The organism is Phyllobacterium lublinensis, assembly GCF_020164435.1.
GTDB classification, from domain to species: domain Bacteria; phylum Pseudomonadota; class Alphaproteobacteria; order Rhizobiales; family Rhizobiaceae; genus Phyllobacterium; species Phyllobacterium lublinensis.
In genome coordinates this window covers 224,764-248,088 of the sequence record NZ_JAIUDQ010000001.1, presented here as the reverse complement: position 1 = coordinate 248,088, position 23,325 = coordinate 224,764, and the positions used below count along the sequence as shown (strand labels likewise).

The 23,325-nt window shown below is 58.4% G+C and carries 17 protein-coding genes; 4 read left to right on the top strand and 13 right to left on the bottom strand.

The window, feature by feature from the left end:
- Positions 1-31: 31 nt before the first annotated feature.
- The 3 genes from K9U38_RS01170 to K9U38_RS01160 all read right to left on the bottom strand — a co-directional run bounded on the left by K9U38_RS01170 (position 32) and on the right by K9U38_RS01160 (position 2,079).
- Entirely contained in the window at positions 32-1,057 is a 1,026-nt protein-coding gene (locus K9U38_RS01170) for an NAD(P)/FAD-dependent oxidoreductase (protein WP_224492503.1), read from the bottom strand.
- Between the two features lie 220 nt (positions 1,058-1,277).
- Positions 1,278-1,598, bottom strand: a complete 321-nt coding sequence (locus tag K9U38_RS01165) for a 2Fe-2S iron-sulfur cluster-binding protein (protein ID WP_224492502.1) — start codon at positions 1,596-1,598, stop codon at positions 1,278-1,280.
- A gap of 112 nt (positions 1,599-1,710) precedes the next feature.
- Positions 1,711-2,079, bottom strand: coding sequence for an Hpt domain-containing protein (locus K9U38_RS01160; protein ID WP_224492501.1), 369 nt, complete (start codon positions 2,077-2,079; stop codon positions 1,711-1,713).
- Positions 2,080-2,381: 302 nt separating this feature from the next.
- Between K9U38_RS01160 and K9U38_RS01155 the strand changes: the two genes are divergently transcribed.
- On the top strand, positions 2,382-7,532 hold the full coding sequence (locus tag K9U38_RS01155) for an apolipoprotein A-IV repeat region-like domain-containing protein (protein ID WP_224492500.1): 5,151 nt from the start codon (positions 2,382-2,384) through the stop codon (positions 7,530-7,532).
- 141 nt (positions 7,533-7,673) lie between these two features.
- Here K9U38_RS01155 and K9U38_RS01150 read toward each other — a convergent pair whose 3' ends face one another.
- The 4 genes from K9U38_RS01150 to K9U38_RS01135 all read right to left on the bottom strand — a co-directional run bounded on the left by K9U38_RS01150 (position 7,674) and on the right by K9U38_RS01135 (position 11,379).
- Positions 7,674-8,225: an ABC-type transport auxiliary lipoprotein family protein gene (locus K9U38_RS01150; protein ID WP_224492850.1), complete on the bottom strand. Its 552-nt coding sequence runs from the start codon at positions 8,223-8,225 to the stop codon at positions 7,674-7,676.
- Positions 8,226-8,321: 96 nt separating this feature from the next.
- Positions 8,322-9,314 (bottom strand): MlaD family protein, encoded by a 993-nt coding sequence (locus K9U38_RS01145; protein WP_224492499.1) that lies wholly within the window; start codon positions 9,312-9,314, stop codon positions 8,322-8,324.
- Between the two features lie 8 nt (positions 9,315-9,322).
- Positions 9,323-10,192, bottom strand: coding sequence for an ABC transporter ATP-binding protein (locus K9U38_RS01140; protein WP_224492498.1), 870 nt, complete (start codon positions 10,190-10,192; stop codon positions 9,323-9,325).
- An 11-nt stretch (positions 10,193-10,203) separates the two neighbouring features.
- Positions 10,204-11,379: an ABC transporter permease gene (locus K9U38_RS01135; protein ID WP_224492497.1), complete on the bottom strand. Its 1,176-nt coding sequence runs from the start codon at positions 11,377-11,379 to the stop codon at positions 10,204-10,206.
- Positions 11,380-11,467: 88 nt separating this feature from the next.
- Here K9U38_RS01135 and dgcA point away from each other — a divergent pair, with 88 nt between their 5' ends.
- Positions 11,468-12,451: an N-acetyl-D-Glu racemase DgcA gene (gene dgcA / locus K9U38_RS01130; protein ID WP_224492496.1), complete on the top strand. Its 984-nt coding sequence runs from the start codon at positions 11,468-11,470 to the stop codon at positions 12,449-12,451.
- Between the two features lie 15 nt (positions 12,452-12,466).
- Here dgcA and K9U38_RS01125 read toward each other — a convergent pair whose 3' ends face one another.
- The 3 genes from K9U38_RS01125 to K9U38_RS01115 form a co-directional block, all read right to left on the bottom strand.
- A complete protein-coding gene (locus K9U38_RS01125; RefSeq protein WP_224492495.1) occupies positions 12,467-13,672 on the bottom strand; it encodes an MFS transporter in 1,206 nt (401 codons plus the stop codon).
- Positions 13,673-13,893: 221 nt separating this feature from the next.
- Entirely contained in the window at positions 13,894-14,976 is a 1,083-nt protein-coding gene (locus K9U38_RS01120) for a glycosyltransferase family 4 protein (RefSeq protein WP_224492494.1), read from the bottom strand.
- On the bottom strand, positions 14,966-15,787 hold the full coding sequence (locus K9U38_RS01115) for a UDP-2,3-diacylglucosamine diphosphatase (protein WP_370631798.1): 822 nt from the start codon (positions 15,785-15,787) through the stop codon (positions 14,966-14,968). The genes K9U38_RS01120 and K9U38_RS01115 overlap by 11 nt, the downstream gene beginning before the upstream one ends.
- A gap of 226 nt (positions 15,788-16,013) precedes the next feature.
- Between K9U38_RS01115 and K9U38_RS01110 the strand changes: the two genes are divergently transcribed.
- Entirely contained in the window at positions 16,014-18,311 is a 2,298-nt protein-coding gene (locus K9U38_RS01110; protein ID WP_224492493.1) for an NADP-dependent malic enzyme, read from the top strand.
- Positions 18,312-18,382: 71 nt separating this feature from the next.
- Entirely contained in the window at positions 18,383-19,426 is a 1,044-nt protein-coding gene (locus K9U38_RS01105) for a DUF2865 domain-containing protein (RefSeq protein ID WP_224492492.1), read from the top strand.
- On the opposite strand, the gene gltX is transcribed toward K9U38_RS01105, so the two are convergent.
- From gltX to K9U38_RS01090, 3 genes are all read right to left on the bottom strand, one after another.
- The gene (gene gltX, locus K9U38_RS01100; protein WP_224492491.1) at positions 19,344-20,717 is read right to left on the bottom strand and encodes a glutamate--tRNA ligase; all 1,374 of its coding nucleotides are present in this window, start codon (positions 20,715-20,717) and stop codon (positions 19,344-19,346) included. The two genes, K9U38_RS01105 and gltX, sit on opposite strands and share 83 nt — an antisense overlap.
- 66 nt (positions 20,718-20,783) lie before the next feature.
- Positions 20,784-22,598 carry an ABC transporter ATP-binding protein gene (locus K9U38_RS01095; RefSeq protein WP_224492490.1) on the bottom strand — a complete coding sequence of 605 codons (1,815 nt, stop codon included), beginning with the start codon at positions 22,596-22,598 and terminating at the stop codon, positions 20,784-20,786.
- A 360-nt stretch (positions 22,599-22,958) separates the two neighbouring features.
- Positions 22,959-23,147, bottom strand: coding sequence for a DUF2442 domain-containing protein (locus tag K9U38_RS01090; protein WP_370631811.1), 189 nt, complete (start codon positions 23,145-23,147; stop codon positions 22,959-22,961).
- Between the last annotated feature and the right edge of the window lie 178 nt (positions 23,148-23,325).

Sequence of the window (23,325 nt, the reverse complement as noted above, 5' to 3'; positions counted from 1 at the left end):
GACCTCCAGGCTTGCAGTACGCAGATGGCGCTTAGCTGACGCCAAGCTTCTTCTGTAGGCTTGTCGAGGACGTGGTGTACTGGAAAACCACCCGCTCGCCCGGGTTCACGATGCGTTTTGCCGCCTGGGTCATCAGGGCCGCCTCGTGGAAACCGGAGAGGATCAGCTTCAGTTTGCCAGGATACCAGTTGATATCGCCGATGGCGAAGATACCTGGCTCCGACGTTTCAAACGTCTCGACGTTAACCGGAATAAGGTTCTCATTGAGATTGAGCCCCCAATCGGCAATGGGCCCGAGCTTCATGGTGAGGCCGAAGAACGGCAACAGGCGCGTCGCCGGAATTTCAACCTCGCCTTCGCTGCCCTTGATCGTTGCGTGCGACAGCTGGCCGTTTTCACCCTTCAGCCCAGAGACCTGCCCAAGCTCGAAGCGGACACTGCCGCTCTCGACGAGTTCGAACATCTTCTTGACGCTGTCGGGCGCGGCGCGGAACTCTGCGCGGCGATGCACGACAGTCAAGCTCCGGGCGATCGGCTGCAGGTTCAGCGCCCAATCCAGGGCGGAGTCACCGCCGCCCACAATGAGCACGTCCTCGTTGCGGAACTCTTCCATGCGGCGAACCGAATAGAACACGCTCTTGCCCTCATAGGCCTCGATGCCTGGAACCGGCGGACGCTTTGGCTGGAATGAACCGCCACCCGCAGCAATCACGACGACTTTTGCTTCGAATACCTCTGCCTCGTCGGTCTCGACGTGGAACGATCCGTCGGCCTGACGCTCCAGCTTGGTGACCATCCGGTTGAAGTGGAACTGCGGCGAGAATGGCTTGATCTGTTCCATCAGTTTCTCGGTCAGATCATGCCCGCTGATGATGGGCCATGCCGGGATGTCGTAGATGGGCTTTTCCGGATAAAGCTCGGCACATTGGCCGCCCGGCCGATCCAGAATATCGATGAGATGGCATTTGAGATCGTAAAGGCCAAGTTCAAACACGGCGAACAGGCCTACAGGGCCGGCACCAATGATCACAACATCGGTTTTGATAATCTCACTCATCGAAATTTCCTCATGCCAGATAGTTCTGCATGCCGTGCAGAGATAAAGGGATGGCTGGTACATCAGAGCATCATGCAACGCTCAAAGGACGCACGGGCTGAACAGCGCGTAAACACTGCACTCGACAAGGTCAAGAGAATGCGGTTCGCCGACGCCCGAAAACGTCGACTATCTCGGCTTTTCTAATCGGTTCATGAGAAAAAATCAGGTGAGCGAGCGCTCAGGCCTGTCGCTCTGGGACATGCACGACCAGGCCATCCAGATCGTCAGAGACGCGAATCTGGCATGACAGCCGCGAACTCGGACGTACATCATAGGCAAAATCCAGCATGTCCTCTTCCATCGCTTCCGGCTCGCCGACAACCGAAGTCCATTCCTCGTCGACATAGACGTGACACGTGGCGCACGCGCAAGCACCGCCGCATTCCGCATCGATGCCCGGTACCGCGTTGCGGATGGCATTTTCCATCACGGTCGAGCCGTTTTCGGCGTTCGCCTCAATACGCGCGCCATCAAAAGTGACAAACGTGATCTTTGCCATAAAAAATGCCCCAAGCAGGAAAGTTAACGCTGACATAGGGATTTGGACGGGGAATTCAATTGTACTCCCTGACGCAGCCCGCAGCGGGGGCGGCGTCCGGCGCGAGAGCCTATTAGCGCGTAATCGCCGCGATGTAGTCCCGCGTGTCATCCACGGCCGGGCGCAAATCCTTAACCTTTCTCAGGTCGGCCGGCGCCTGCTCGATCGCCTCGGCGATCTCCGCAACACGAAATGCGCCGATCGCTTGCGCGGAACCTTTCAGTGATCTGGCAAGTCGGGCGCGCTCGTCGGGATTGGCCTGGGCAAGACGATCGACGATGCCGCACGTTTGCCGGGAGAAGAGGTTCAGGATCTCGATTTCAAGGGCCCTGTTGCCAAACGTCTCACGGGTGAGATGAACGAGATCGATTGGCCGCTTGCGTGAAGGCGTCGATTTTTCACCTCCGGGTAGTGCGAAGGCCATCGAGGCTAGTTGTGGCATTGGATGCTCCTGAACGCTTTTACAAATGAACTAACGAATTTATTCAAATGCCGCTGATTCAAGGTTAAAACGAGGCAAGCAATGTGCAGAAACAGGCGGTTATGGTGAACGTCCGGTAAATTTTGATGTTCAGGTGAAATTTCGCTCCACCTCAAAAAATTAACCTTGTGTTTAAACTTTTAAGCATTTCCCGAATCCATTGTTTCTTTCCAAGCCATGTGCCAGTACGATACACTAGCGGCGTAAAGAGTATGGTGCGGTGGGCTTCACATGTGGTCACCGCCCAATATTGTGAGGTAAACATGGCCACAGCCCCGAAAAGCAAAGCAGTGAAGGCCGAGGAAGAACTTGGTCAAGCTCTTGAAAAGGCTCTAGAAATAGATTTCGACGAGTCGACGCTTGGAATGGATATGGATTTGTCGCCAGTTGATGACGACTTCTTGTCCTTCACTGATCTGGAAGCGCAGATATCGCAGGCGGCCCAGGAGCTCGCAGCGGAGAAGCACAACCAGCCTGCTGACCCGGAGCCGGTGAAAACCGCCGAAATCAAGGCACCCGTCGCCGTGGAACCCCCGGTACCGCTTCCGGCACCCAAGCCGCAAGTCAAGGCTGCCAATCCCATCCCCGCTGCTCCGCCCGCTCCGCCACGTGCACCGGCCATACCGACACAGACATTCAAGCCGGCAAATGACGATTTGCTGCAAACCACCACGACCAAAGCGCGCCCGGCAACGGCAGCCCAGGCGCCCAAATCCTATAACCTCATCACCGCGATCGTCAGCATCCTTTGGGCTGGCGGCATTTTCGCACTCGGCAATGCTCTTTACGGCTCATCGCTGCAGTCCATCCGCTCGCTCTCGGACTTTGCCGCAGCGCCCTATGCCATTGGTCTCGCCGTCGCCATCATCGTACCGATCATGCTGTTCTGGGCTTTTGCCCTGATGGTCCGCCGCGCCCAGGAGATGCAGTATGCAGCACGCTCCATGGCTGAAGCTGCCATGCGCCTTTCCGAGCCGGAAATGCTGTCATCCGATCGCGTTACCTCGCTCGGACAGGCTGTACGGCGCGAAGTGGCGGCGATGAGCGAAGGCGTCGAACGCACCCTCGCCCGTGCCGTCGAGCTCGAGACTCTGGTTCAGACCGAAGTCAATCAGCTTGAACGCGTCTATACCGACAATGAATTCCGCATCCGCACACTCGTCGACCGCCTGGGCGGCGAGCGCGAATCGGTCATCGGCCACGCGGAACGCGTCCGTGCCTCGATTTCGAGTGCCCACGAACAGTTGAAGGACGAGCTGTCGCAGGCGGGTGAATCGCTGCGCGAGAACCTTTCGAATGCCTCGACCAACCTGACGATGTCCATCAGCCAGTCTGGCGAGACGTTGATCGACCGCCTTACCCAGAGCGGCGCAGCAATTTCGGAATCGATTACATCGCGTTCCGACGACATCTCGCACAAGATCAGCACTTCCGGCGAAGCCTTTGCAAACCTTCTGGAAATGCGCATCGCTGCCCTTTCAGAGCAGACCGATGCCGTAACGATGAAGCTGGCCGATACGCTGGATGGCCGCACCAACAGCATGCTTTCGCTGCTGGGCAATGCCACCCAGACGCTGGTCGGCGAATTCGACAGCCGGCTTGCCGGCCTGGACACCACGATCAACGAACGCGGACGTTCTCTGCTTGCCGAGTTCGAAACCCGTGCCCAGTCGCTTGATACCAGCACGGAACGTCTCAATTCGGCCCTGGAGGCCCGTGCGCGCCAGATCAACGAACAGTTGATTGAACGCACCCGCGACATTGCCAAGACCTTCACCGATGGACGCGCTTCGATTGATGGCATCGTCGACGAGACCAAGGCCAAGATCGGCAATGATTTGTCGAGCCTTTCGGAATCGGTCGAAAGCCTGTTATCTACCAACGCAGCCGCCTTTGCCGACAAGCTTGTGCAAAACCGCGAAGCACTGGCCGCAACGCTTTCGGGCGAAACGGAACGGGCCGCTTCGATCATCAGCCAGCGTGCCGGACAGTTTGGCGATCATGCCTCCAATCTGAAAAGCGTGCTTGAAAGCAGCACGTCGACGATCGGCCAAATCATCGCCGGACATACCGCTTCCCTCGACGAGCGGACAGCAGGACTGCGTTCGGCGCTTGATGACAACGATGCTCGCATCGGAGCTACCCTCGACCAGCATGCGAAGGCGATCGAAGATCGTACCTCCGGCATGCATGCTGCCTTCTCGGACACGGATGCCAAGATCCGCCAGACTCTTGATGAGCACGTTCGCACGATCGACGCCCGCAACGGCCAGATCGAAACCGCCATTCAGGCCAACGATTCCAGAATTGGCCAAACGCTCGACGCCCATGCCAAAATCATGGACGACCGCACATCGGGCATGCGCGCCGCATTCGTCGACACGCACGCCAAGATCGCGCAGACGCTCGATCAGCACTCCAAGAGCCTCGATGAGCGCAACCAGGAAATCCACCTGGCGCTTTCCAGCAGCGATATCAAACTGGGCGAGACGCTTTCTGCCCATACCCATGCCATCGATGCCCGCAATGCCGAGATCCAGTCGACATTGCTCAACAGCGGCGCGCGCATCGACGACACGCTTGGCGGCTTCATCGAATCCGTGGACGATCGCACCAATCGCATCGAATCGGCGCTTACCAGCAGCGATGCACGCATCGGCGATGTGCTTGCATCCCATGCCAGCGCCATCGAAGATCGTACGGCCGGCATCGAACAGGCCCTCACCAACAGCGACGAGCGGATTGGCCGGACGCTGGCCTCGCATGCTTCTGCGATTGATGAACGAACCGCAGGAATCCAGACAGCGCTGGACAATACCCACGTCCGAATTGGCGAAACCCTTGCCCGGCACTCAGATCATATCGAGCAACGCACAGCGGGCATCCGCTCCGTTCTCGACCAGAGCAACAACAGGATTGGCGAGACACTCGCCTCGCATGTCGTTGCTCTCGAGGATCGCGCGTCAAGCATCCGTTCGCTGCTGAACAGCAACAACGACCAGATCGGCGAGACACTCGCCTCGCATATCAGTGCACTCGAGGAACGCACTTCGGACATCCGTTCGCTGTTGAACAGCAACAACGATCAGATCGGCAATACACTTGCCTCCCACATCAGTGCACTCGAGGAGCGTACCTCGGACATCCGTTCGCTGCTCGAAGGCAGCAACAGCCAGATCAGCGAGACGCTTGGTTCGCATATCGGCGCCATCGACGAACGCGCCGCGACGATCAGAGCGACCCTTTCCGAGAGCGACACCCGCATTGGCGACACGCTGAATGCCCATGCGAGCCAGCTCGACGAGCGCATCGCCGGCATCAGGGCCGCCATGGAACAGGGAGCTGCCGTGCTTGACCAGACGCTGGACAGCCGGGCCAGCGCTATCAGCGACCGCACTGTTGCACTCCAGGCCGTCCTGCAGGACAGCGCCGAGGTTCTGGCGAAAGCCTTCGAAAACCACGGCGGCACGATCGACGAGCGTACCACAACGATGCAGAATGCCCTGGCAATCGGCGTCGACAATGTCCGCAAGTCCCTGGAACAGAGCGCATCGGTGGTCGCACGCACCCTGCGCGAAAAGATCTCCGAGGCCGCTTCTTCGCTCACCGGAGAAGCACAGAAGGCTGGCGAAGCGCTCGACGGTCACGGCGAAGCATTCAGCCAGCGCATGAACGAGAGCTTGGCCCAGACAGAGAACCGTCTCGGCGAGCGCGCACGTGAAGCCGCAGCCAATCTCGAAGCGCTTGAAGCGCGCTTCTCGGCGGCCACCGATACCACGGCATCCAAGCTTGCCGAGAGCACACGTGAGCTCAATGAAGTTCTCTCGGCGCGTTCACAGGAGATCATCGGTATTCTCGACAATACGGCACAGCCGCTGGTCGACAGTCTTGCCGACAATGGCAGGACCCTCGCCTCGCAGCTCGTCGAGGCAACCACGGCCGCAACCGAACGCCTGCGTGTCGAGAACGCCGCGCTGATCAATGCGATCGCCAGCCGTACCGCTGAGACCATCACTGCGGTCCAGGCCGCAAAGGCTGGTCTCACCGACGACGTCAGCAATCTGATTGACCGGCTCTCGGCCTCCAACGCCAAGCTCGGCGAACTCATCGACATGGCGACGAAGAACCTCGGTGACATTGACGGGCGGCTTCTGGATACGACCACGGCATTCGCTGAAAATGCGACCAAGGCCGCGGAATCGTTCCAGACCTCGACACGCCTCATCGACGGCAATCTCGGCAAGCTGTCGGAGCTTTCAAACTCGACGCTGACGGACATCGCCGCCATCGCCAAGCGCTTCGAAGAGCATGGCAGCATGCTGAGTTCTGCGTCCGAACTGATTGGTGCATCGCAGTCGAATCTTGCTTCGACCTTCGATGAACGCCAGGAAGCGCTCAAGCAACTTGCCGATGGGCTGATTGCAAAGTCCGAGAACGTTGAAAAGACCATGCGTTCGTTTGAATCGCTGGTGTCCTCGGCATTCGATCGTGCCGAAGGCCGCGCATCGCAGACGACCGAGCAGATCCGCAATTCAATCTCCGAAGTCGTCGAACAGGCATCGCAGAAATTCGCCAATGCAACCGATGAAATCCGGCGTTCGTCTGCTGCGATCCGGGCTGAGCTGGAAGAGACCCGTTCCGAACTGAAGCGTGGCGTCATGGACATGCCGGAAGAGGCCAAGCAGTCGACCGCGCAGATGCGCAAGGCCGTTTCCGAGCAGATCAATGCGCTAAAGGAACTTTCTGAAATTGTTCAGAAGTCTGGACGGCTTACTGATGTTGGCGAAAGCCGTGCTGCGCGCGCATCGGCCCGTGGATCGGCTGCTGTCGTTGCCCAGCCCCAGCGTTCCGAACCTGTCGCCTCACCACAACCGCAGGCAACCGCACCGGCAGCTCCGGCAGCAGCGGCCCCCGCCATTCGCGGTACCCTCGATGTGCGTGGCAATGCGGCTCAGGCGCGTCCGGCCGGCAATGGCTGGGTGTCGGATCTGCTTCGCCGCGCATCGAGCGACGAAGCCCAGGCCGAGCCAAAGGCGACCACGCCCGAGGCGACTGGACGTTCACCCGGACAGGTTGTCGAATCGCTGAATTCATTGTCGATCGACATCACCAGGGCAATTGATCACGAGGCTTCGGTCGAGTTGTGGCAGCGTTACCGCGCCGGTGAGCGCAATGTCTTCACCCGTCGCCTTTATACGCTCAAGGGCCAGCAGACATTTGACGAGATCAAGCGCAAATATCAGTCGGACAGCGAGTTCCGCCGCGCCGTCGATCGTTACATGGATGATTTCGAACGCCTGCTCGCCGATGTCACGCGCAATGACCGCGACAATGTCATGACCCAGAACTATCTGACGTCGGATACCGGCAAGGTCTATACGATGCTCGCCCACGCGAGTAATCGCCTGCGCTAGCGCGAAGCCAATGACACGAAAAAACGCGGCCTCCAGGGCCGCGTTTTTTGTTGGTAAGCTCTGGAAGTAGAACCGTGCAAGCCATGATGCGTGGTTCCCGAACCACGCAGACATTGTTGCAAAATGAAATAGCGTCTGGGTTCAGATGATCGACAGCGTCCAAGTGACTATGTCGCCTGTCGTGCTTTCGAATGCCCGGTCGAGGGCGGCGATGTAGGACGCATTGCCAGGACCGCCAACTGGAGAGGTCGACCGAAACACACGTGATGAGCGCACTGTCCCGTTCTTGTCGTTCAGGATCTTGACCGCTATTTCGACGACTGCGGTTTCGCCCGCCGAGGCATCTATGTCAAAGGTCCGGATTTCGCTGATGACCTGGTAGTCGATAGCAAGCCCATCGCCCGGCCGCCCCACACCGCCAAGACGATGGGTGCTCTCGAATGCCTGTGCCAGGCGCGACTGCACGATGTTCGGCAGTCGATCGGCCCACTGGGCCCCCTTGAGATAGGAAATCGAATTCTGTCCCGATCTGACGACGACGTTTTCGCCGTCGAGTGCCTTGAGTGCCGATGGTGCTGCTATAAGGATTTGTCGACCTGACTTCCTCGGTGAAGTCACGGAAGGAGTCGCACTGGTGAGGTCGAACGTATCAAGCTTCTTGGAGCTGGCGCAGGCTGAAACGGACAAAGCCATCAGCAGAACGGCAACTGTCACTTTCGAGTTCACCAATCCCTGTCCCCACGAAGCACTTCGGTCTCATGACCTTCATGCGTTGCGAATCGGTTAAAGTCAACGGCGCGTGCGACCGTCATATTCCGGAACACTACCGCCGCCGCCGAAAATCACGCGCTGCGGGTTCTTTTCAAGATCCGATATGGCTCGCTCGATGCGCTGGACCGATTGACGGCTCTCGGTAACCAGCGCCTGAACATCGCGAAGGCCCTGGCCGGAGAATCGGTTGATGTTGTCGGTGATGGGTCCGAGCCGGGCATTGAGATTGTCGGCCATGACGCGATAGGACTTGAGCGTATCGCGCGCTTCGCGCACGACACTGCCATCCTGATCCGACAATTGCTTGTCCAGCTTGGCCAAAACGCCATCAACTCGTGTTGATGCCGAGTTGAGCTTCGTCATCATTTCACGCGCTTCCTGGACGACAGCCTGTACGTCCTCAGCGCTTTGACTGAACTTGTCAATAACCTCGGAATTGCTGGCAAGTGCGTCGGTAAACTTCTTCGTGTTGTTGACCGTATCGACCAGCGGCCCCTTCACTTCGGTGATGAAGCTCTCGATGGTGCTCACCGCACCATCGACACGCTCGAGAATGGCCTGTGCTTTCTGCAAAAGGTTGTTTACCACGGAGGGGTCGGCGTCCATGCGGGCCACCTGGTCGTCCTTGGCGGCCTCCTCCAGCAGGTTCGGTTCGTTGAGCTTGCCACCCTTGAGCTCAATGAAGGCCTGTCCGGTCAGGCCGGCAAAGCCAAGCGTGGCCTGCGTCGATCGCGTGATCGGCGTCGTGGCATTGACTTCTGTCTGTGCGATAACCGCATCCGGATTGTTGGCGTCGATAAACAGCCGCCGCACACTGCCGACCTTGATGCCGTTGAACAGCACCTGGCTGCCTTCCGACAGACCAGTAACCGATCCAAGAATTCGGATTTCGAGGGTCGCGGTTTCGCTCCGGTCGCCGTAACGCGCAATCCAATAGACGAATCCGAAAGCGAGCGCACAGATCACCAGCGTGAAGATACCGACCAGAACATAGTTGGCTTTGGTTTCCATTGCCTGCTTTATTGACCCTGCTGTTCCTGAACGGGGCCTGGCGCGGCCCGATCGCCTCCCGAACGCCGCCTGACAGTACCGTTGTTAACAATCTGGCGAGCTCGCTTACCGCGGAAATATTCCTGAACCCACGGATCGTCAAACGCCAGCATATCCTCGATGGTTCCTTCGACGAGAACCTTCTTCTTACCCAATACAGCGATTCGGTCGCAAACGGCGAACAGGCTGTCGAGATCGTGGGTCACCATGTATACTGTCAAACCCATCGTATCGCGCAGATTCGCAATCAGCTCGTCGAACTCCGCAGCACCGATCGGGTCAAGGCCCGAGGTTGGTTCATCGAGAAAGACAATCTCCGGATCGAGCGACAAGGCGCGGGCGAGTGCGGCACGCTTGATCATGCCGCCCGAGAGTTCCGAAGGATATTTTTCCGCCGTATCGGGTTTCAGGCCGACCAGTTCTATCTTCAGACGTGCAAGTTCATCCATCAACCGTTGCGGGATATCGAGATACTCGCGCATCGGAACCTGAATATTCTCCAGGACAGTCAGCGATGAGAACAGCGCGCCCTGCTGAAACAGGACGCCTATCCGCATGTCGACGCCCAGCCGTTCCTGTTCTGACGCGCGATCCAGATCATGGCCGAATATGGTAATCTTGCCGCTTTGCTTCTGGTTCAGGCCCAGGATCGCGCGCATCAGCACCGATTTGCCAGTCCCCGACGCTCCCACAAAGCCCAGTATCTCGCCGCGGTAGACATCAAGCGAAAGCTTGTCGAGAATTTTAGCCCGGCCGAACGACACGCTGACATCCTCAACGGAAAGGATGACCTCCCTTGCGTCCGGTCCGCCGTTCTGTCTGCTGGCTGTTGGTGTCATTTCCGCGGCGCTCAAAAATTGATCGATGCATAGAAGATGGCAAAAATACCATCGACCACGATAACGACGAAGATTGATTTGACCACTGATGCGGTCACACGCTGGCCGAGCGATTCTGCGCTGCCGCCAACCTTCATGCCTTCGACCGAGGCCATGATGCCAATTATCATCGCCATGAAGGGCGCCTTGATCAGACCGGCGAGATAACTCGACAGGTCGATGGCATCGCGCAATCGCTGGATGAACGCATCGGGTGTGATTCCCGAATAGGCCCATGTAATTGCGATTGCTCCGCCAAGCGCTGCAAAATCGGCGATGATGGTCAACAACGGCAGGGAAATAACCAGCGCCACCAGCCGCGGGAATACCAGTACACCGACGGGGTTGAGACCAATGACGGTGAGCGCATCGGTCTCCTCGCGCATCTTCATCGAACCGATTTCAGCCGTAATGGCGCTTCCGGAACGGCCGGCGATCATGATCGCGGTCAGCAATACGCCGATCTCGCGCAATACAAGAATGCCGACGAGATCGACGACAAATATCTCGGCGCCGAAGTAGCGAAGCTGAAATGCGCCTTGCTGCGCGATAATCGCACCAATGATGGTCGACATCAGCACGACGACTGGAACTGCTCCGATGCCCATGCTGTCGATCTGATGGACGATGGCTGCAGGTCTGATGCCGCTTCTTCCGCTGCCCTTCATCTGGGCACCACGAACGGTCGCTCCCAGGATGTGCATGGATTTCATGAAGTCGCCGCCAAAGGCGTAGACGGTTTTCCCAATCGTCTCCAGGAAGCGAATCAGCAACGACGGATGCTCAACCGGAACCACGTCCGAAGGTGCTGCGGCGGCTTCGCCCACCGCATCGAACAGGGCCCCCCAGCTCGCGGACTGCCCCTCGATCCGGACCTCCTTGCCAGCCTGCATGAGCGCGGTTCGCAGGCGCTCAACCAGCCAAGTTCCCGCAGTATCGAGCATTTGCACGCCCGAAAGGTCAATTACTGCGCTTGAGAAGCCATTCGCGTGTCCAATCTCGCGCATGCGGTCGTCGACGCGACGGACGTTGCGCGTTGTCCATGCGCCCGATAGCGCGATCGTCGCACGATCGCCATCCTTGCTGAATTCAACGTGGGGATGTGCGGCGGTAGAAGCACTTGAATTGTTTGCTCTATCGGTCAACATCACACACACATATCGAGTCTCTATGCTGATGTCACTTGAACAATTAGACCCTGTCAGGTTTGGACTGAAGCATTCAGCCGGAGGGAATATGACAATACGACTGGAGTTGAGCGTCGAGCGCTGGCCGATCGCAGGAACTTTCACGATCTCACGCGGCTCCAAAACCGAGGCGGCCGTGGTACTGTGCACATTGACAGAGGACGGCCATAGCGGTCGGGGCGAGTGCGTGCCCTACGGCCGTTACGGCGAAAGTCTCGATTCGGTTTGCGCAGAAATCGAAAGCCTGCGGGACGCGTTGACAAACGGCATCACTCGAGAGGACTTGCAAAAGCTGATTGGCGCCGGTGCAGCCCGCAATGCAGTCGACTGCGCCTTGTGGGATCTGGAGGCTAAGCGGAGCGGAACATCCGCGCGACAGATCGCAGGGCTGCCGCCTTTGCGCGATTTGACGACCGCTGTGACGATCTCGTTTGGCGATGCCCACACCATGGCCGCCTCGGCAATGGCGTTTGCCGACCGCCCCTTGATTAAGGTCAAGGTTGGCGGCGAAAACGACGCCGAGCGCATTCGCGCCATCGCACGGGCGGCACCCGCAAGCCGCATCATTCTCGACGCGAATGAAGGCTGGACCGACGACAATATTGTGGAGAACATGCTGGCTGCCGCCAAGGCTGGAGTCGTGTTGATCGAGCAACCCTTGCTTGCCGGAAAGGACGCGATTCTGGCCAGGATACCCCATCCGGTGCCGATATGTGCGGATGAGAGTGCCCACGGCACGGACGATCTTCACACTTTGCTCGGCCGTTATGACAGCATCAACATAAAACTCGACAAGACGGGCGGGCTGACCGAAGCATTGCGCATGCAGAAGCGTGCGCGCGAGCTCGGCTTCGGGATCATGGTCGGCTGCATGGTCGGAACGTCGCTGGCGATGGCTCCCGCCGTGCTCCTTGCTCAGGACGCCGATTTTGTTGATCTGGACGGACCGTTGATCCTGAAGGAAGATCGCAGGCCTGGCCTGGTTTTCGAGGGCAGCCGCGTGTCGCCGCCGAAGCCGGCATTATGGGGGTAGGTTGGACTGCGCAACCTACTTCTCCCGCTGTTCGAGCCTCAGCGAGACATTCGCCAGCAAGAGGCCGCACGCCGCAAGCGCCACCATCACATAGAACCCGTAAATCCCGCTTAGACTGTAAAGCGGACCTGAAACCATCGTGACGATGGCAAGCGACGTGCCGATGAAAAACGTCGACAGCCCCTGCGCGGTCCCACCGCGTTCTTCGGGGATGGTCAGCGCAATCATCTTCTGCATGCCCAGGAACGACAGCGCGAATGAAAAGGCATGCAGGCTCTGGATAAGCAGGAATCCCACTACACCGAAACCCGCCGGGGCTATGAGCGGGAACGCTGTCCACCGGAACATGGCCACCGCCGAACCGATCATCAACACCCTGGCCGGGTGTATGCTACCGAAGACCCGGCGAAAGCAGGTGAACATGATCACTTCAGCAACAACCGAGATCGACCAGAGCGCACCGATCATCGTTTCCTCAATGCCGATCGACTTCCAATAGATCGCTGAGAAACTGTAGCCATAGGCATGGCTGGCCTGTGTGATGCCGGTCGCTATCAGGAACGTAACGAAGGCGGGCCTGCGCAACGCCCTGCCGGCATCGGCCATGTCGACATCTGAAAGCGGCGACAATCGACGCGGCTTGCCGATACGCGGGACGATGAAACTTACCGCACATGCGGCGGCGAGAAGCACGAGGAGTGCCCACGGGATGATGTGTTCACCCACCCGCTGGATGAAAATTCCACCGATGAAGGAGGTCAGCAGGAACGAAATCGATCCCCACACCCGCATCTTCGCAAAATCGGCGCCATATCGGCGCACGCCCGACAGCGCGATCGTATCAGCAAGCGGCACCTGTGAGGTCCACGGCGGCGCGAGCGCCAGTGAAACGATCAGAATGCCGACAAAGCCGAATGGCACAAAATAGAAGGCCGCAACGATGACGGCCAGGACAGTCGCAATGCTGAGAATATGCGCCCTGTCGTTCGATCGATCCGCCAGCATGGAAACGAGTGGCGCGGCGATGACCCGGACGAACAGCGGCATCGACAGGACAATGGCGATCTGGGTCGGCGTCAGCGCACGGTATTCCAGCCATAGAGGGAAATAAGGCAGATGCAGTCCGCTGGAAGTGAAGATCGCGAAATAGGCCAGGGCAACACGCAGCTCGAAACGAGGCGGCTTTTCCTGGTAGGTGTCCGCTGAGGCGGCGGCTATCATTGGAGGACTTTCGGAAGGTCGGATTGGTCGAGGCAGAATCGCAACCGTGCGTTGCCCACAATGCGCAACTATCACGAAATTCAACGGACGCCTAGAAATGCGGGTGAAATTATGTCGTTGCCAAACCTGGTCGCGCAGACCAACTGCGAGGCCGGAGTGACAGATTGATATCTGCGCGCCATTGCCGGCGGGAATGTCCAACTGTCCATCGCCACCGCGATCTAGCGCGCCGATGCAATCCGGTTTGGTTTCACGCTGCCGACCGGCAGTTCTCTCTTCCCGACGACGGTGGTGAGGATACTCTCGAAAATGTCGGCGCAGGCTTCCCAGCTGAATCCCTGAAGCCTGACTTCCGGATCGACGCGGCCCATCCTCCACGCTTCGAGAGCGGCCGTCTGCAAATCATCGGACAGGACCCCCGCCCCGGAGACGCCGATCACGTCCTTTGGCCCCGGTACGGGATAACCGGCAACCGGCAGGCCGCAGGCGATGGCCTCCAGCAGCACGAGGCCGAACGTATCGGTACGGCTCGGAAATACGAAGACGTCGGAACCGGCATAGTAGCGGGCAAGCTCTTCGCCCTCCTTCTTGCCGGCGAACACCGCGTCGGGATATTTGCGCTTCAGTTCGTCGAGGTCAGGACCGGCGCCAACGACGAGTTTCGTACCGGGCAGATCAAGTGACAGGAATGCCTCGAGATTCTTTTCCGGTGCAACGCGGCCGACACACAGGAAAACCGGTTTGGGCAGGCCGATATCCACCTCGGGCTGGGGGCGGAAAAGCTGGCGATCGACGCCGCGCGTCCACACCTTCAAGGTCTTGAAGCCGCGCGCCAAGAGTTCGTCATGGATGGATTGCGTCGGGACAAGGCAACTTTCCGCTGCATTGTGGAAACGCCGCAGGAAGCGATAGGACCATGAAAGCGGGATCGGCAGCCGTTCGCGCAGATATTCGGGAAAGCGCGTATGAAAGCTGGTGGTGAAGCGCCAATTGTTCTTCAGGCATGCGCTGCGCGCCATGATGCCAAGCGGCCCTTCGGTAGCGATATGGACGAACGCCGGCTGGAGCGCCTCTATCCGAGCCCTGACAGAGATCGGAAGGGTCAGCGCCAGACGAATTTCCGGATAGGTGGGGCACGGTGCGGAATGATAGTCGGCGGGGGAGATGATGGTTACTTCAAAGCCGCGAGCCTCCATCTGTTCGCGCAGCTTTGTCAGGGTCCGCACGACACCGTTCACCTGAGGGTGCCAGGCGTCCGAAACAATGACGAGCCGTTTTGGCTGGGCGTTTCCCTCAGGCGGCATTCGCCGCCTTTGGACGCTTCGAGTCCAGCCGGACAACAGGCGCAAACCCGGCCTGCTCGCCGATCAGATGTGTCCAGGAAAGGAGTTCCATGCGACCGTCGAAGTGCTCGACAATCGCCGTGCAGCTTTCCACCCAATCCCCGGTATTGATGTACTCGATGCCGTCGATGTGTTCGATCGTTGCATGATGGATGTGCCCGCAAATCACGCCATCGGCACCGATGCGGCGCGCTTCGTCTGAAACGACCGTCTGGAAAGAGCCGATGAAATTAACCGCTTTCTTGACACGGAATTTCGCCCATGCGGAGAACGACCAATAGCGCAGACCGAGCGTGCGCCGTACCTTGTTCATGATGGTGTTTATGGCAAGCGCTGCATCATAGGCCCAGTCGCCGAGATAGGCGATATGGCGGGCATTGCGCACCACGACATCGAACTGATCACCATGGATGACCAGAAACTTCCGGCCATCCGCCGTTTCGTGCATCGTGCGATCCATGACCTCGATGCCGCCGAAATGCGTCCCCTGGAAGTCGCGCAGGAACTCATCGTGGTTGCCTGCAATGTATAGGATACGCGCGCCCTTGCGGCTTTTGCGCAGGAGCTTCTGCACAATGTCATTGTGCTCCTGCGGCCAATGCCAGCTGCGGCGCAAACGCCAGCCATCTACGATATCGCCGACGAGATAGATCGTGTCCGCATCATGGTGCTTCAGGAAATCCAGCAGAAACCCCGCCTTTGCGCCCTTCGATCCGAGATGAACGTCGGACAGGAATAGCGTGCGGAATTTACGGGTCTCGTTCTCGACCATGGGCTGATCTCCGTTCAGCGCTGACGCAATGGCATCCGGTTGCGCTGACAGAAACCCGATTCATGTCACAATCATATGACGGTCCCGAAAAGTGGGGGTTTTGGGAAGATAAACACTTGTAACAAAATAGACTTCATTTATGCCTCGGGGTGTTATTTAAGCATGCTACACAACGTTAATCGAAGATTTGTGACCGCCTGACCAAAATTCCCGGAGGACCTGTTCCATGGCCAAGGACAACTTACCCAGCAGCTCTGACCTTGAGGCAAGCGCTCTGTTTTATCATCGCTTTCCTCAACCAGGTAAGCTGGAAATCCAGGCGACGAAGACTCTGGGCAATCAGCGTGACCTTGCGCTTGCATACTCGCCAGGGGTTGCCGCTCCGTGTCTGGCAATTCACAAGGATCCGGCAACGGCGGCCGACTATACGGGCCGAGCCAACCTCGTTGCAGTTGTCTCCAACGGCACTGCGGTGCTTGGCCTGGGCAATATCGGTCCCCTCGCCTCCAAGCCGGTAATGGAAGGCAAAGCTGTTCTGTTCAAGAAGTTCGCCAATATCGATGTATTCGACATCGAAATCGATGCGCCGGAAATCAACAGGATCGTTGAAGTCGTTGCCGCCCTCGAACCGACGTTCGGCGGCATCAATCTAGAGGATATCAAGGCTCCGGAATGTTTCGAGGTGGAGGAACAGCTTCGCGCCAGGATGAACATTCCCGTTTTCCACGACGATCAACATGGCACCGCCATCATCGTTGCGGCCGCGATCCTGAACGGGATGGAACTGGCAGGCAAAGATCTGTCCAAGGTAAAGATCGTTGCGTCCGGTGCGGGTGCAGCCGCCCTCGCCTGCCTCAACCTGCTGGTCAAGCTTGGTGCAAACCGGAAGAACATCTGGGTCTGCGATCTCGATGGCGTCGTCTATGAAGGGCGCAACACATTGATGGACCGCTGGAAGTCGGTTTACGTTCAGAAGACCGATGCGCGCGTTCTTGCCGATGTGATCGGCGATGCCGATGTATTCCTCGGCTTGTCTGCTGCCGGCGTATTGAAGCCTGAACTCCTCAAGCAGATGGCGCCCAACCCGCTGATCATGGCGCTCGCCAATCCTAATCCCGAAATCATGCCGGAAGAGGCGCGTGCGGTTCGCCCCGACGCGATGATCTGCACCGGCCGCTCGGATTTCCCCAACCAGGTTAATAATGTTCTCTGCTTCCCATACATCTTCCGCGGCGCCCTCGATTGCGGTGCACGGGCGATCAATGAGGAAATGAAGATGGCGGCAGTGAGGGCCATTGCAGCCCTTGCCCGCGAAGAACCATCCGATGTCGCCGCCCGTGCATATTCCGGCGAAACCCCAACCTTCGGCCCGAACTACCTCATCCCTTCGCCCTTCGATCCGCGCCTGATCCTGCGCATCGCCCCTGCAGTCGCCAAGGCAGCCATGGAAACCGGTGCCGCCGAACGGCCAATCGAGGATTTCGATGCTTACCTTGATCGGCTCAACCGTTTCGTCTTCCGTTCCGGGTTGATCATGAAGCCAATCTTCACGGCGGCAAAGACGGCCGAGAAAAAGCGCGTTATCTATTCAGACGGCGAAGACGAACGCGTCTTGCGCGCCGCACAGGTTGTTCTGGAAGAGGGCATTGCCATTCCGACACTGATCGGGCGGCCACAGGTCATCGAATCGCGCCTGGAGCGCTATGGACTGAAGATCAGGATCGGCAAGGATTTCGATATCATCAACCCCGAGGACGATCCGCGTTATCGTGACTATGTCGATCTGTTGGTCAGCCTGACTGGACGGCGCGGCACAACACCTGAGGTTGCCCGCACGATGGTCCGTGCCAGCAGCACCGTCATTGCGGCCCTGGCAATCGTGCGCGGCGAAGCCGACGCAATGATCTGCGGGCTGGAAGGCCGTTTCGAGCGGCATTTACGAAATGTTGACCAGATCATCGGCAAGGCGCAGGGAATTCGCAATTTCTCGGCACTCAGCTTGCTGATCTCGCAGCGCGGCGTGCTGTTCCTGACCGACACCTATGTTTCCACCGATCCCACAGCGGAGGAGATTGCCGAGAAGACTGTTCTCGCCGCCAACGAGATTCGCCGGTTTGGTATCGAGCCAAATGCAGCACTGCTCTCTCATTCCAACTTTGGCTCACGGGATTCCGAAAGCGCGGTCAAAATGCGCCTTGCATCGGAAATTCTGCGCACCAAGGCGCCTGAGCTCGATCAGGACGGTGAAATGCACGGCGACGCGGCTCTTTCCCAGGTACTGCGGGAGCGTGTATTCCCTCACTCAAACCTGAATGGTGAAGCCAATCTGCTGGTCTTCCCCAATCTCGATGCCGCGAACATCACGCTGAATGTCGTCAAATCCGTAACCGACGCCCTGCACGTTGGTCCGATCCTGCTGGGCGCGGCCAAACCCGCGCACATCCTGACGCCATCGGTCACGTCGCGCGGCATTGTGAACATGACTGCACTTGCGGTGGTAGAGGCCTCGCAGCGGGTTGAATGACTGTCTCATTGCTGCCGCATGATTATGGATGGTCTCATGCGTGTTCGGTTGCCAACAGTGATGGAATACGCATGACAAACCGAGGCGGCGGAATGTACCGAAATTTGCAGATAGTCCTCGTTGCCGTTGGCGCCATCATGGCGACAACGCAGCTTTCGTTTGCCAATTCAGATATTTGCTCGCGGATGCAGGCGCGTCTCGACAGCCTCGACAGCCAGAGCGATTCGGATGATTACGAGCTTTCCCTTCGCCGTGACCGCATCGTGGCCGCGCTTGATGCAAATGATTGCCCCATACTCGATCAGCCGCTCGGGGATGATCCCCAATATGATCTTCCGCTACGCGACCAGCCACGGCGTGACTATCCGGTTCGCGAGGAGCCGCAGCGTGACTATCCTGTGCGTGAGGAGCCCCAGCGCGAGGCAGCGCAGCAACCAAACTACGAGATTCTGGGAACCGAACAGCAAGTGATCGAGCCTGAACTGAGCACGGCACCGGTCTATGGCGGGCGGTATCAGACCCTGTGCGTGCGCAGCTGCGACGGCTATTATTTCCCTATCTCCTACGAAACCGGTGCCGAGAACTTCTCGCGGGACCAGACCCAATGCCAGGCCCAATGCCCGGGCGCGAAGCTTTACTACCAGCCGACCGACAGGCCAAACCCCGAGACGATGATTTCGCTTCGGGGCGACGTCTACAAGAACATGCCGAACGCGTTCAAATTCAGGAGTGTCGGCGCCACCGCCACAGCGCAGTGCACCTGCCAGAAGAGTGCCGGAAAATTCCAGACCTTGGGAAATCCGGGGCAAGCGGCAGTCGAGCCAGTAAAGCCGGCACCCGTTCCGGCTCCTGAAGCGCCGCAGGCCAAGCCGGTAGAAGCCAAGGTGGAGCCGGCGAAACCGGCTGAAACCAATACGTCCGCGCCGGAGGCAAAACCCTCCTCAATCATTCAATTGGGCCAGCCTGCTGCAGAAAAGACAGAGAAGCCAAAACCATTGACAGAGGACAAGCCGCTCGATCCCAACCGCAAGGTCAGGGTCGTCGGGCCAGTGTTCCTTCCCGACCAAGCAGGGGCAGCAAATCCGCAAGCTCCGGCCCAGAAGTCAGACCCGTAAGCGCGATACGCAGCGGCATGAAGAGCGGCTTGCCCTTGCGCCCGCTCTGCGCCTTGACGGCATCGGTCCACTGCTTCCAGGTATCGCGGTTCCAAGGTTCCGGCGGGAGCGCATCGAAGGCCGCACGCACGAAATCGCGATCCTCGTTGGCAAGCTGTTCGTCTGAAGCCGGGCCTTCACTGACAATTTTCCACCATGCCGCAGCATCCGAAACCCGTGAAAGATTGCCGCGCACTGCGAGCCAGAATTCCTCGGCACGCTCGCCTCCCACGCCTAGCGCTGCAAGGCGGTCCCTGGCCTGAGCATATGGCATCGCGTGGATAAGGGCACGATTGAGTGCATCAAGATCGGCCGGATCGAACTTCGAAGCGGATCTCGACGTTGCGGCCGGGTCGAAGATTTCGGCGAGCGAGGCCATGTCCGGCACCGCGACGACACTTTCCGAGGTACCGATCAACACGGCGAGGCTTGCAACCGCCATGGGCTCATAGCCATCGCGGCGCAAACTGCCGATCGAGAGCGCACCGGTGCGTTTGGAAATTCCTTCGCCGGAGGCGGTCGTCAGGAGGTTGATATGACCGAGATCAGGGGCCTTCGCGCCCAGAGCCTCGATGATCGAGATCTGGACGCCGCTATTGGTGATGTGGTCGTTGCCGCGGATGATATGGGTGATCCCCATATCTATGTCGTCGACAACCGACGTGAAGGTGTAGAGATAGGTGCCATCTTCCCGCACGAGTACCGGATCGGACAAGGAGGCGAGATCGACCGTTTCCCTGCCACGGACGATATCGTCCCAATGAACTTCCGTCCTTGCTATTGAAAACGGGTCACCCTTGAAATTTGGCAGCAGAAAACGCCAGTGGGGACGCCGGCCCTCAGCTTCCAGTTTGGCGCGATCTGCATCAGTCAGCTTCAGCGCATCCCGGCCATAGATCGGCGGCAGACGGCGCGCAAGCCGCAGCTTGCGCTTACGTTCCAGCTCCTCGGCTGTTTCATAGCAGGGATAGAGCACGCCCGCAGCCTTCAGCTTCTCGGCTGCGGCGTCGTAGATCGGAATCCGCTTCGACTGATGATCGATGCGGACGGGCTTGATGCCCAGCCATTCAAGATCGGCGATCGTGGCTTCGGCATACTCAGTCTTGGATCGGACAACGTCCGTATCATCGAAGCGCAGGATGAACTGACCGTTGGTTTTCAGTGCGAACAGCCAGTTGAACAAGGCAATTCTTGTATTGCCAATGTGGATATAGCCGGTGGGAGACGGTGCAAAACGGACGATCGTGCTCATGACTGCGGCATATCGGATGCCGCTACGATTGGCAATATGGGCCGCGCTCGCACGCGGCCCATATTCTCAGTCATCGTTGAGCACGAGCCCCTTGGTCAGTTCGAGTGCCTGGCGCTCGAACAGCCCGCGGTAAATACCGCCATTGAGCCTGATCAGAGCCTCGTGGTTGCCCTCCTCCGCAATGCGGCCATGGTCAAAGACCAGCAGCCGGTCGAGGGAGCGTACGGTCGACAGGCGGTGAGCGATCACCAGGGTCGTCCGGCCCAGCATCAGCCGTTCCATCGCTTGCTGGATCAGCACCTCCGATTCCGAGTCGAGGCTTGAGGTGGCCTCGTCCAGAATAAGAATGGGCGCGTCCGCAAGAAATGCACGTGCAATTGCAACCCTCTGGCGTTCGCCGCCCGACAACTTCACACCGCGTTCCCCGACCAGCGTGCCATAACCCTTCGGCAGGGCCGAGATGAAGTCATGGGCGCTGGCCTGTCTTGCAGCCTCTTCGATCTCCTCCTGCGTGGCACCGGGCCGCGCATAGGCGATGTTTTCGGCCAGAGACCTGTGGAACAGGATTGGCTCCTGCTGCACGATGGCAATCTGCTGCCGCAGCGATGCCTGCCGGACGTTGGCGATATTCTGACCATCGATCAGGATCTGGCCAGCCTTTACGTCATGCAACCGCTGGATCAGCTTGACGAACGTCGTCTTGCCCGAGCCCGAATGTCCCACCAGTCCTACCCGCTCGCCTGCCCGGATCGTGACCGAGAAACGATCGTAGAGTGGCAGACGATGCGCACCATAAAGGAAGGTGACATTGTCGAACTCGATCTTGCCATTGGCGATCCCGATCGGTTTTGCGCCGGGCTGATCTTCAATGCCAAGCGGCTGAACCTGGATATCAACCAGTTCCTCCATGTCGTTGACCGAACGCTGCAGGTTGCGGATGTGCATCCCGACTTCACGCAGGTAGCCCTGCAGAATGAAGAAGGACGTCAGCACGAAGGTTATATCGCCCGCACTCGCCTGCCCCTTGGACCACAGGATCAACGCAAAGCCGATAACGGCCGCCCGGAGTACAAGCAGCATTGACCCTTGGGTCGTGCCGTTGCGCGTGCCGCGTATCCAGGTGCGGGCCGTCCGGTCCCGCCATTTCGCCAGGACCTTGGCTAGCCGGGCATCCTCGCGGTTTTCCGCTCCGAATCCCTTCACGACCATGTTGCAACTGACAGCATCCGCAAGCGAGCCGCCAAGCTTGGTATCCCAACGGTTGGCAAGACTTGCCATGGGGGCGACATAGCCGAGGGACATCATCACCGTGACCGAGACAAAGACCAGTGATCCAACACCGATGATCACGCCCATCAAAGGCCAGTACCAGGCCATCAACGCGGTGGAACCAGCAAGCATCACGATGGAGGGAAACAGCGCCAGGAGCAGCGTGTCATTCAACAGGTCAAGCGCCCACATGCCTCTGGTCACTTTGCGCACCGTAGAGCCCGCGAAGCTATTGGCATGCCAGTCGGTCGAGAAGCGCTGGATACGGTAGAACGCACCCGAAGCGATATCGGACATCATCTTGAGTGTCAGGTTGACTACAGCAATGAACGTGATGTGGCGCAGGATGATTGCACCCAGCGACAAAGCAAGCAGCGTCGAGAACGCGGCGATCGCAGCGTTCCAGACAATTGCCTCGCTCGCCTGTCCATTGACGACTGCATCGACGAGCCGCCCCGAATAGAGAGGCGTCAAGACATCCGCCAATGTCGACAGCAACACCGCGACGAGAATGACGGCCAGACGCACCGGCTGTTTTTGCCAGTGTTTCCAAGTGAATCCAAGAACGCTGCGGAATGCACCTCCGCGCAGGTCGAATCGAAAAAAAGTCATGATGATGTCCGGAGCCTAAACGCCGGCCTCAATGGGAATGTAAGACAAAAGTGCCGTGGGAAAAGCTTGGTATCAGTACGGCATGGTTTATTTGGCGGCTCGCCTGAATACAGGAAAGGCCAATATCGGCGATGGGTTACCTTAACTTGTGAAGGTAATCAAAGAGCCCAGAGGCCCTTTATCATCACGTGTCAGGAACGAACGCCGCCCCGTAGGGACATGGTGAAAGCTGCCATTCGAAAACCTCCCGGTCTTCATTGCCGGAGCTGCGCTTATATGTGAATCGCCATTCGGAGCCAAGAGCTTTTTCTCGCGGCTTGTTACGACTGCGATGTGTGCGCCAATATTACAACAGTCAGGTTACTCAGGCTGCTTTCGTTGGATGGCGCGGCTTGGTCTGATCGCCATATCCAGCCAAAAGAGCGGCAGTCGAAATATCCTCATCCAATGCGTCCCAATGCAACCTCGACTGCTTATCCGTACGGTGCCACGCTGTTCAGCTGTCGCGTCCAGAAGACGGGGAAACCAGACCAGCGGCACACCAAGCATACGACCATCTGATAGTCCAACCCACATGCTATCCTCGTCTAGGCGGACACTCTCAGCTTTTACCAAAGAATTCATGCCAGGCTCCTGCCTTATTCGTTAACGCACACTCTGTCATAATAGCACCTCCCTCTCCGTCATCCTCGGGCCTGACCCGAGGATGACGGAGAGAGAGCATAAA

Excerpts from the sequence above, each read along its gene's own strand:
- K9U38_RS01170 (WP_224492503.1), bottom strand. The coding sequence starts at position 1,057 with ATGAGTGAGATTATCAAAACCGATGTTGTGATCATTGGTGCCGGCCCT.
- K9U38_RS01165 (WP_224492502.1), bottom strand. The coding sequence starts at position 1,598 with ATGGCAAAGATCACGTTTGTCACTTTTGATGGCGCGCGTATTGAGGCG.
- K9U38_RS01160 (WP_224492501.1), bottom strand. The coding sequence starts at position 2,079 with ATGCCACAACTAGCCTCGATGGCCTTCGCACTACCCGGAGGTGAAAAA.
- K9U38_RS01155 (WP_224492500.1), top strand. The coding sequence starts at position 2,382 with ATGGCCACAGCCCCGAAAAGCAAAGCAGTGAAGGCCGAGGAAGAACTT.
- K9U38_RS01150 (WP_224492850.1), bottom strand. The coding sequence starts at position 8,225 with ATGGCTTTGTCCGTTTCAGCCTGCGCCAGCTCCAAGAAGCTTGATACG.
- K9U38_RS01145 (WP_224492499.1), bottom strand. The coding sequence starts at position 9,314 with ATGGAAACCAAAGCCAACTATGTTCTGGTCGGTATCTTCACGCTGGTG.
- K9U38_RS01140 (WP_224492498.1), bottom strand. The coding sequence starts at position 10,192 with ATGACACCAACAGCCAGCAGACAGAACGGCGGACCGGACGCAAGGGAG.
- K9U38_RS01135 (WP_224492497.1), bottom strand. The coding sequence starts at position 11,379 with ATGTTGACCGATAGAGCAAACAATTCAAGTGCTTCTACCGCCGCACAT.
- dgcA (WP_224492496.1), top strand. The coding sequence starts at position 11,468 with ATGACAATACGACTGGAGTTGAGCGTCGAGCGCTGGCCGATCGCAGGA.
- K9U38_RS01125 (WP_224492495.1), bottom strand. The coding sequence starts at position 13,672 with ATGATAGCCGCCGCCTCAGCGGACACCTACCAGGAAAAGCCGCCTCGT.
- K9U38_RS01120 (WP_224492494.1), bottom strand. The coding sequence starts at position 14,976 with ATGCCGCCTGAGGGAAACGCCCAGCCAAAACGGCTCGTCATTGTTTCG.
- K9U38_RS01115 (WP_370631798.1), bottom strand. The coding sequence starts at position 15,787 with ATGGTCGAGAACGAGACCCGTAAATTCCGCACGCTATTCCTGTCCGAC.
- K9U38_RS01110 (WP_224492493.1), top strand. The coding sequence starts at position 16,014 with ATGGCCAAGGACAACTTACCCAGCAGCTCTGACCTTGAGGCAAGCGCT.
- K9U38_RS01105 (WP_224492492.1), top strand. The coding sequence starts at position 18,383 with ATGACAAACCGAGGCGGCGGAATGTACCGAAATTTGCAGATAGTCCTC.
- gltX (WP_224492491.1), bottom strand. The coding sequence starts at position 20,717 with ATGAGCACGATCGTCCGTTTTGCACCGTCTCCCACCGGCTATATCCAC.
- K9U38_RS01095 (WP_224492490.1), bottom strand. The coding sequence starts at position 22,598 with ATGACTTTTTTTCGATTCGACCTGCGCGGAGGTGCATTCCGCAGCGTT.
- K9U38_RS01090 (WP_370631811.1), bottom strand. The coding sequence starts at position 23,147 with ATGCTTGGTGTGCCGCTGGTCTGGTTTCCCCGTCTTCTGGACGCGACA.